The sequence below is a fragment of the Virgibacillus sp. W0181 genome, assembly GCF_051846915.1.
GTDB lineage: Bacteria > Bacillota > Bacilli > Bacillales > Amphibacillaceae > JBPYCR01.
On sequence record NZ_JBPYCR010000002.1, the window covers coordinates 176,242 to 185,871 of the forward strand.

Consider the following 9,630-nt stretch of genomic DNA (forward strand, 5'->3'; position numbering starts at 1 on the left):
GAGCGTAGCAACGAAGCGGCTCAGCGCTCGCCCAAGCAAAGCGTCCGTCTGAAGTGGAAGTCAACAGTATTCCATTACAAACATAAAGTTTAGTTATGGCACACTTTAACAAAAATGCACCTATTATTAGCATAAAAAAAGTGTCGCAAATCTTCCTAGTCATCTGAACTATCTTCCTTTATGACCAGCTTTTTCTTATTAATTCTGCTTCTTGAACGATCGATTGAATCAATTCTTCGACGGTAGGGACATCGTTAATTCTTGCAGCACCTTGACCGGCCCAGCCAAATCCTTCATTTTCCTTTCCATCATGTATAAATCGCTTGTTCGCTTCCCCGCTAATGTAATCTTTAATCGACTCATAACCTTTTTTTTCCGTTTCGATTTCAAGAATCTGTTCTGTCCATGCCCCTTTCAACGCGCGGGCAGGCGCCCCAATTGATCTTTTTATTACGGTAGTTGCATTTTCATCCGCATCAAGAATTGCTTGCTTATATGATTCATGTGCAGCTATACACTCTTTTGTTGCAATAAACCTTGTTCCCATTTCAATTCCTTCTGCACCTAGAGCAAGTGCTGCCATTAATCCGCGTCCATCTACTATCCCACCGGATGCCAATACTGGGATCGAGACATGTTCAGCCACTTGCGGCGTCAGTACAAACGTCCCGGTATCACTACGTCCAATATGTCCTCCACCTTCTTGTCCAACGACCATTACCGCGTCTGCACCTAGTTCTTCTGCTTTTTCCGCCTGCCTTCTTGCAGCAACTAAAACGAGTGATTTAACTTTATGCCCTTTAATCATATCCAGAACACCTTTAGGATTACCACCAGTAACAGAAATAACAGGCGCATTCTCTTCAATGGCGACCTCAACCATTTCTTCATATGGGCGACGTTGCTGCCCAATAGCAAAATTTACACCAAATGGCTTTGACGTCATTGTTTTTACACGACGAATTTCTTCTCGTAATTTCTCAGGGTTAGGCAAACTCATCGCTGTTACTTGTCCCAACCCTCCAGCATTGGAAACCGCAGCAGCCAAATCGGCATATGCTAGGTGGGCAAGCCCTCCTTGAACAATCGGATAATCGATGTTAAATATTTCGGTTACTCTTGTTTTCCATTCCATTTGAATCCACGTCCCCTTAGCATTGTATATTTTTTCTAACTAATACACTATACATACTAATTCAACGTTGCAAGCATTCCATTTAATTCAGGCTTGTTACAGTGGATAAGGGAAAAGCCTTTCTCATTCAATGCTAAAAAAGAAGCTGTCATAAATCAACAGCTTCTTTCCATTTCGGTTTTTATTCTTTGTGTGAACAACTTGGGCAAGTTCCATAGAGTGTCGTAACTTTTTCATCATCATAATGGTTAATGATTTGTTGACAATCCTGACAAACGATTGTACCCATCAAGTCCATCTCCTTATTTTTATAGAAGTAGTTACATACATTATAGTATGTCACATTAAGGAGGTCAATGACAATTAGTGTGTTACATTTAATTTTATGTTAACAAAATCATTTTATTTTGTTTCTATAAGGGATGGATCCATTGTTTCATAACCTTTATTTCTTAATCCTTTTACAATATCCTCAAGTGCCGCTTCCGTCCATTCGCGATCATGCATTAACAGATTTGCGCCATTTCCAAGCTCTGGTGCATTTACCATAATATCAGCTATTGCTTCTTTAGACATATACTCTTTATTCCAATCATAGCCATACGACCAGTTCATCAGCATCATGCCTTCTTCCTTTGCCAGTTGTTTGGAAAAGTCAGTGTTAACTCCGAATGGAGCTCGAAAATATTTCGGACGCTTTCCAATGATTTCTTCAACCATATCATTTACACGGATAATTTCTTCTCTTTGTTCTTCTTCAGATAAATCGGAAAGCTGTTGATGGCTATATGTGTGATTGCCAATTTCAAATCCCATATCATGAATCTTCTTTAATATTTCTTTTTCTTCCGTGGTTTCCAAAAAATGACCGTTCACAAAAAAGATAGCTGGAGCGTCCAATTCTTTCAGTGTGTTTGCCATTTCCAGTGCATACTTGTCTGGTGCATCGTCAATGGTTAACAAAACTACTTGTTCGTTTATCTCTTCATTCAATGGTTCGACAGACCATGTTTTATTATTTAATGTATATTTCGGTTCAATATTTCTTTCTTTCTCTTCCAATTGCCCTTCTTCGTTACCTTGTTTAGCCGATGGATCAGCATTTTCCTGTTCATCTTGTTGGTCCTCTGCTTTGTCTGCCTGTTGCTCTTGTTCTTGTTCCTGTTCCTCAACAGCTACGTCTTCATTAGCATTCTCATTCGAATCAGTTTGTCCACTGCAAGCGACTAATACGAACAGTAAGCAGTATAACAATACATAACGTTTCAAGTCATTCACCCCGATGTAATGTAGCTTATTCATGTTTTTTTCTTATGACTATGTTCTATTCATCCGTAATATATAAACCACAAAAACGAAAAGAGAGCTGTGAATTGTTACAGCTCTCTTTATCGAATCTTTGTCAGTTACAGCATATGAACCGGCGTTCCTAAAGCAACTTCTGCAGCTTCCATTGTAATTTCGCCTAGTGTCGGATGCGCATGAACCGTTAACGCTATATCTTCCGCTGTCATACCAGCTTCAATTGCTAAGCCGATTTCTGCTATCATGTCGCTGGCATTAGGCCCAACAATTTGGGCGCCTATGACAAGCCCATCCTCTTCTCGTGTAATAAGCTTCAAGAACCCATCACTATCATTTAAGGATAGTGCACGACCATTAGCAGCAAATGGAAACTTAGAAGCTTTTACATTGTAACCAGCATCTTTTGCTTCCTTATCTGTATAACCGACTGAAGCCATTTCTGGATCAGAAAACACAACAGCTGGCATACCAAGATAATCTATTTCAGATTTTTGGCCACTGATTACTTCTGCAGCAACTTTACCTTCATAGGAAGCTTTATGTGCCAGTGGAAGCCCTTCAACAATATCACCGATTGCATAGATGTTATCAACATTTGTTCGGCATTGCTTATTTATTTTGATTAGACCTTTATCATCGACTTCAACACCAACTTGATCAAGACCAAGCTCTTCTGTATTTGGGCGTCTACCGACAGTAACTAATACGTAATCCGCTTCAATCGTTTCTTCCTTGTCGTTTACTTTATATGTTACTTTTACACCATCTTTTGTTTCTTCTACGCCACTAGCCATCGCTTCTGTTATAATATCAACATCTTTTTTCTTTAAACGTTTTTTAACAATCTGTGTCATTTGTTTTTCAAATGTACCAAGAATATCTTTTTCGCCCTCGAGAATCGTTACTTTCGTACCAAAATTGGCATACGCTGAACCCAATTCTGTACCGATATAACCACCGCCAATTACGACAAGTTTTTCCGGTATTTCTTTTAAATTCAAGCCGCCGGTTGAATCCAATACACGATCCGAAAACGGAAAGCTCGGAATTTCAATTGGCGATGAGCCTGTGGCAATAATACAATTTTTGAATGTGTACGTTTGTGAATTCTTTTCATCCATTACTTTTACATGTGTATTATCAACAAAATACACTTCACCTTTGACAATGTCCACCTTATTTCCTTTTAAGAGGCTCTCTACTCCGGACGTTAAGCGATTGACAACCTTTCCTTTCCATTCCTGTACTTTGGAAAAATCGACATTTACCTTTTCCGTTGTAATTCCTAGTTCTTCACTTCCATGGGCATTATCGGCCATGTGCCCTGCCTGTATCAAGGCTTTAGATGGAATACAACCGACATTTAAACACGTGCCACCTAAATCTCCCTTATCGACAATGGTCACCTTCTGGCCGAGTTGTGCAGCTCTAATAGCTGCTACATATCCGCCTGGGCCTGCGCCAACTACTAATGTGTCTACTTCAATTGGAAAATCTCCTACTACCATGCATTACGCCTCCATCATGATTAATTGTGGGTCATTTAGTAATCTTTTTATTTGATTGAGCGCTAATTGTGCTGTAGCACCGTCAATAATACGATGATCAAAGCTTAGTGATAAAGCAAGTACCGGAGCCACTACTACTTCTCCGTTACGAACAACCGGTTTATCTGCAATCCGTCCGATACCTAGTATCGCCGCTTCCGGATAATTAAGAACTGGCGTAAACCATTGTCCTCCTGCAGATCCAATGTTTGTAATCGTATTTGATGCTCCACTCATCTCTTCAGATGCTATTTTACCACTACGTGCTTTTTCTGCCAACTCATTAATCTCTTTGGATATTTCAAATATAGACTTGCGATCTGCATCTTTAACAACTGGCACGAGTAGTCCTTTTTCCGTATCCGCTGCAATACCAATATTATAATAATGCTTATGAACAATTTCATTTGTTTCATCATCAACTGCTGTATTCATCATTGGATATTTTTTGGATGCAGAAATTAACGCTTTGACGACATAAGGTAAATACGTTAATTTAATATCCTGTTCCAATGCAACCTCTTTAAATTGTTTGCGGTGTGCGACGAGTTCTGTTACATCCACATCATCCATTAATGTCACATGAGGTGCTTTTGTTTTGGAATTTACCATTGCATTGGCGATCGCTTTACGGATTCCGCTCATTTTTTCGCGAGTTTCCGGATAGTCTCCCTTTGGAATTTGAGGAGCTTTTTCTTCCGAGCTTTTTTTCGTTGTTCCAGCATCTGTTGTTTCAGATTGCTGGTCTCCACTTAAGTATCCATCAACATCTTCTTTTAACACACGTCCGTTTTTCCCTGTTCCTGAAATTTGCCTAATATCGACTTCTTGATCCCGTGCATACTTTCTAACCGACGGCATTGCGATGACCCGTTTATCATCCGTTGCATCGTCATCACTTTTTTCTTCTTGTTTCGGTTGTTCTTTTGTTTCTTGCTTTTCTTCTTGTTCTGTAGTTGATGATTCCGCCGTATTCTCTTCCGATTCATCAACTTCTTCTGCTGACGAGTCCTCGGATTCATATCCTTCTGCATCAAAAGTTACAAGGACATCTCCTACAACCGCTGTCGTTCCTTCACCAACATGAATTTTCTCAACGGTACCATCAACAGGTGATGGGATTTCTACTACTGATTTATCATTTTGAACTTCGCAAAGCGGATCATCTTCTTTAATTTCGTCGCCTTCTTTAATGAACCACTTTACAATTTCACCTTCATGGATACCTTCTCCAATATCAGGTAGCTTAAATTCATATGCCATCATAAATACCTCCTATCGTAAGCTTATTTAAAAGTTAATAACTGCATCCACTTTGTTCATAATATCTTTGTGGTTCGGAAGCCATACTTCTTCAGCAGCCGCAAATGAATAAACGGTGTCTGGTGCTGTCACGCGGAGTATCGGTGCTTCAAGATGCAAAATAGCGCGTTCTTGAATTTCCGAAACAACGGTTGATGCAATTCCGGCTTGTCGCTGTGCTTCTTGCACTACAACTACCCGATTCGTCTTTTTTACCGACTCTATAATCGTTTCAATGTCTATTGGAGAAACAGTTCTAAGGTCAATTACTTCAGCTTCGATGTTTTGCTTTTCCAGCTCGTCTGCAGCTTTTAAGCACGCATGAACCATCGCGCCATAAGCGATCAGTGTTACATCTTTACCTTCTCGCTTAATATCTGCTTTTCCAAGCTCTACTGTATATGCTTCTTCCGGTACTTCCCCTCTAAAGGAACGATATAACTTCATATGCTCCAGAAACAAGACCGGATCATTGTCGCGTATGGCCGCTATTAGAAGACCCTTTGCATCGTAAGGAGTCGATGGGATAACTACTTTAATTCCAGGCTGTTGAGCAATTAATCCTTCGAGTGAGTCCGCATGTAACTCAGGTGTTTGTACGCCTCCCCCAAATGGAGAGCGAATCGTGATTGGGGATGTATGTGTGCCGCCGCTACGATAACGCATACGGGCCATTTGACCATTAATGGAATCCATTACCTCATAGACAAATCCAAAAAATTGAATTTCCGGTACCGGTCGAAACCCTTGTAGTCCAAGACCAATGGAAAGGCCTCCAATCGCTGATTCCGCCAAAGGAGTATCAAAAACACGGCCTTCGCCAAACTCGTCTTGCAACCCTTCAGTAGCCCGGAATACACCTCCGTTTTTCCCTACATCCTCGCCGAAAACAAGCACATTTTCGTCATTTTTTAATTCTGTGCGCATCGCATCTGTAATCGCTTGAATCATTGTCATTTGTGCCATGATTTACTTCGACTCCTTTTCTTTATATTCCTGCATTTGCTCCTGAAGATGATAAGGAAGTTCTTCAAACATATTCCCAATCAGATCGGTCACCTTTTGCTTTGGATATTTGTCAGCTTCTTTAATTGCCTCTTTAATATCTTCTTTTGCATCTTCAATCACTTTGTTTTCTTCTTCCTCTGACCATAAATCTTTCGCTTCCAAGTACGCACGGAAACGGACGATTGGATCTTTTTTCTCCCACTCTGAATCCAAATCCTTCGTCCGATAGCGGGTTGGGTCATCCCCTGCCATCGTATGCGGTCCATAACGATAAGTAACTGCTTCTATTAAAGCTGGACCTTCCCCTTCAATAGCACGTTCACGAACATGCTTTGTAATAGCGTACATTGCTAAAGGGTCCATTCCATCTACTTGAAACCCTTCAATTCCAGCAGCTACAGATTTTTGTGCCAATGTTTTCGCATTTGTCTGTTGATCAACTGGTACGGATATTGCAAAAAAGTTGTTTTGAACAAAGAAAATTGCCGGCGCTTTGTATGCTCCTGCAAAGTTGATTCCTTCATAAAAGTCCCCTTGGGATGTACCGCCATCACCCGTATATGTAACGGCAACAGATTTTTTTTGTCTTAATTTCATGCCAAGAGCTACTCCGGTCGCTTGTACATACTGAGCACCAATAATAATTTGTGGACTTAATGCGTTAACACCTTCAGGCATCTGGTTACCGTGAAAATGTCCCTTTGAAAACAAAAATGCCTGGTATAAAGGTAGACCGTGCCATATCAGCTGCGGAACATCACGATATCCCGGTAATATAAAATCTTCTTTTTCCAACGCAAATTGACTGGCGATCTGTGCCGCTTCCTGCCCAGCAGTCGGTGCATAAAAACCAAGACGACCTTGTCTATTTAAAGCAATGGAGCGTTGATCCAACACTCTTGTATACACCATTCTTCTCATAAGCTCTTTTAATTCCTCATCAGACAGGTTCGGATCATCTTCTTTATTTACTATCTCCCCATCTTCATTCAGAACTTGGAACATTTCGAATTGATTCTCAACATTTTCAAGTACATGTTTCAAAATGGTCACCTCTTCCTTTCGTTTCTAATTCTTATTTTTTAGCTGGACATCTATTGAATCTAGTCAGCATGGCAAAACCCTTTGTTTAACTGCTACCTGGGTGGTGCGAACACTACAGTTGTGTTTGATTCATACGCCATTGTACATTTAATCCATTTTTATCAATACCCGAAATAAGACAGAATTAATCATAGCATAATCTGTTACATACGGTTATTGAAAAATAATAGTACAATTTTAAATCTAGTTAGAGTTTAGCTTATTTACCTATAAGAGGTCAATCCTTTTGTTTGTTTTTATCAGTTTTCACTTTCATTTCCTCTTAAATTTCTAAGTAAATGGGTAATCGTCAGAAAACTGTTACACTCATAATTATGAACTGTATTAACTTTTCATGTTTTTTCTCTCAATCGAGTAGAGGAGAAAATTAAATAATTTTCCACCCCTCTCACACCACCGTACAAACGGCTCCGTATACGGCGGTTCGATTTATATTACAGTGTGTACTTTTAGATAGTGGTCTAGGGCAAAGGGAATTCCTCTTTGCCTTAGGCGTTTGTTGGATAAAGCCTTATGGACCACTTTTGATAGTCCTATGAATCGATAACCTTTTCGACAATAGGTTAAGCCTTTGGCTTCCTCCTCTGGAATTCCAAGTTGTACAAGAGATTTTATTCTCTTTTTATTGTTCTTCCACTGTTTCCAAATAATAACTCGAATTCTAGAGCGCAATTTTGCATCTATTGTTCCAAGTGTCGATTTCATGTTGGCTATTTTGAAATAGTTAATCCATCCCTGGATGACTTGCTTTAGTTTAATGATTCTCTCATCCAAAGATATGCTATGGTTGCGTTTGGTTAGTTGTCTAAGCCTTCTTTGGAATTTCTGAATGGATTGCTGATGTGGTCTTGGTTGATATTTCTTTTTATTTGAGTCATAGTAGAATCCAAATCCCAAGAATTTTGTTTTTCCGGGACGGGAAATTTTACTCTTCTCCATGTTCACAATCAATCCTAGCTTCTTTTCAATAAATTTCGTAATAGAAGCCAGCACACGATTTGCTGCTTTTTCACTTCTAACAAAGATGATACTATCATCTGCATATCTAACGAAGTGCAGCCCTCTTGATTCTAGTTCCTTATCCAGCTCATTCAACATGATGTTACTTAAAAGCGGACTAAGGTTCCCACCTTGCGGTGTTCCGATTGGTGTATCTTCATATTTTCCATTGACCATGACACCACTTACAAGGTATTTTCGGATAAGAGATATGACATCGCCATCTTTAATGGTGTGAGAAATAATCCTCATCAGCTTATCATGGTGAACTGTGTCAAAGAACCTTTCCAAGTCAATATCCACTAACCAACTATATCCATCATTCATATATTCCAGCGCTTGAGTCACTGCCATTTCGCAACTTCTTCTTGGCCTGAAGCCAAAACTATATTCGCTGAATTGCTTTTCAAATATAGGGCTAAGTTTTTGGCTGATAGCCTGTTGTACCACCCTATCCACGACCGTTGGAATACCTAGTTTACGCATCTTGCCATTGTCTTTGGGTATCTCCACTCGTAGCGCAGGCATTGGTTGATACTTTCTTTTCCGGATTTGGCTTCGCAGTTCATCTTTATGTTTGTAGAGATGATGTGCTAGGTCATCAATCGCTACGCCATCTACACCACTTGCACCTTTATTTCGATACACTTGTTTGTAGGCTTCATTCATATTATTGTTACTTAGAATTTCCTCTAAAAGTTCCATACTCGTTTCTTCCCGGTCCTTTCTGTAATGAGAGACACTTCTCTTTTGAGTATCCTTTGAGATACGCTCATACTTTCCTCATTAACATATTCTGAAGTTTATCTCTCACGCATCTATGGCGTTAGAAACACTATAAATCGTTCAGCCCTTCATGATTTGCATCATTACTATGGCTTCGGCTGACTTCTCACGATAAACCTTTTTCGACCAGTTTTCTTATTAGGGGACTCCTCAACTGTTCGCGAGATCTCCCAGGGTAAGACGACTATCTTTCCTCTTTTACCCGTCTGATTTACTTTATAGAATTACGCACATCTTTTGGACTTCGACTTGTATTGGAGCCTTATCCTTCCATAAAGCCTTGATATCAGATTTCTGTTCGTCGGGCCAAGATTTTGATACACGCTTCCTTCAGCTCTTGCCTCACGGCAAGCGCCTTGCGCTTCTCTAGTGGCTGGTTGATGTGTACCTCCACAGTGGACTTTCACCACCTAGATAGTCGCCATGCCTGGCGCACAATAAAAA

At 40.0% G+C, this 9,630-nt stretch carries 8 protein-coding genes; all 8 read right to left on the reverse strand.

Annotated elements, in window-relative coordinates:
• Positions 1–178 precede the first annotated feature (178 nt).
• Positions 179–1,135, reverse strand: coding sequence for an NAD(P)H-dependent flavin oxidoreductase (locus tag ACLIBG_RS02200; protein WP_439311071.1), 957 nt, complete (start codon positions 1,133–1,135; stop codon positions 179–181).
• 181 nt (positions 1,136–1,316) lie between these two features.
• A complete protein-coding gene (locus tag ACLIBG_RS02205) occupies positions 1,317–1,424 on the reverse strand; it encodes a GapA-binding peptide SR1P (protein WP_439311072.1) in 108 nt (35 codons plus the stop codon).
• 113 nt (positions 1,425–1,537) lie between these two features.
• The gene (locus ACLIBG_RS02210) at positions 1,538–2,413 is read right to left on the reverse strand and encodes a polysaccharide deacetylase family protein (RefSeq protein ID WP_439311081.1); all 876 of its coding nucleotides are present in this window, start codon (positions 2,411–2,413) and stop codon (positions 1,538–1,540) included.
• Between the two features lie 128 nt (positions 2,414–2,541).
• On the reverse strand, positions 2,542–3,948 hold the full coding sequence (gene lpdA / locus ACLIBG_RS02215; protein WP_439311073.1) for a dihydrolipoyl dehydrogenase: 1,407 nt from the start codon (positions 3,946–3,948) through the stop codon (positions 2,542–2,544).
• A gap of 3 nt (positions 3,949–3,951) precedes the next feature.
• Entirely contained in the window at positions 3,952–5,250 is a 1,299-nt protein-coding gene (locus tag ACLIBG_RS02220) for a dihydrolipoamide acetyltransferase family protein (RefSeq protein ID WP_439311074.1), read from the reverse strand.
• A 27-nt stretch (positions 5,251–5,277) separates the two neighbouring features.
• Positions 5,278–6,255 (reverse strand): alpha-ketoacid dehydrogenase subunit beta, encoded by a 978-nt coding sequence (locus tag ACLIBG_RS02225; RefSeq protein ID WP_439311075.1) that lies wholly within the window; start codon positions 6,253–6,255, stop codon positions 5,278–5,280.
• Between the two features lie 3 nt (positions 6,256–6,258).
• Positions 6,259–7,302, reverse strand: coding sequence for a pyruvate dehydrogenase (acetyl-transferring) E1 component subunit alpha (gene pdhA, locus ACLIBG_RS02230; protein ID WP_439311082.1), 1,044 nt, complete (start codon positions 7,300–7,302; stop codon positions 6,259–6,261).
• 528 nt (positions 7,303–7,830) lie between these two features.
• Complete coding sequence (gene ltrA, locus ACLIBG_RS02235) at positions 7,831–9,105, reverse strand: group II intron reverse transcriptase/maturase (protein WP_439311076.1); 1,275 nt, start codon at positions 9,103–9,105, stop codon at positions 7,831–7,833.
• Between the last annotated feature and the right edge of the window lie 525 nt (positions 9,106–9,630).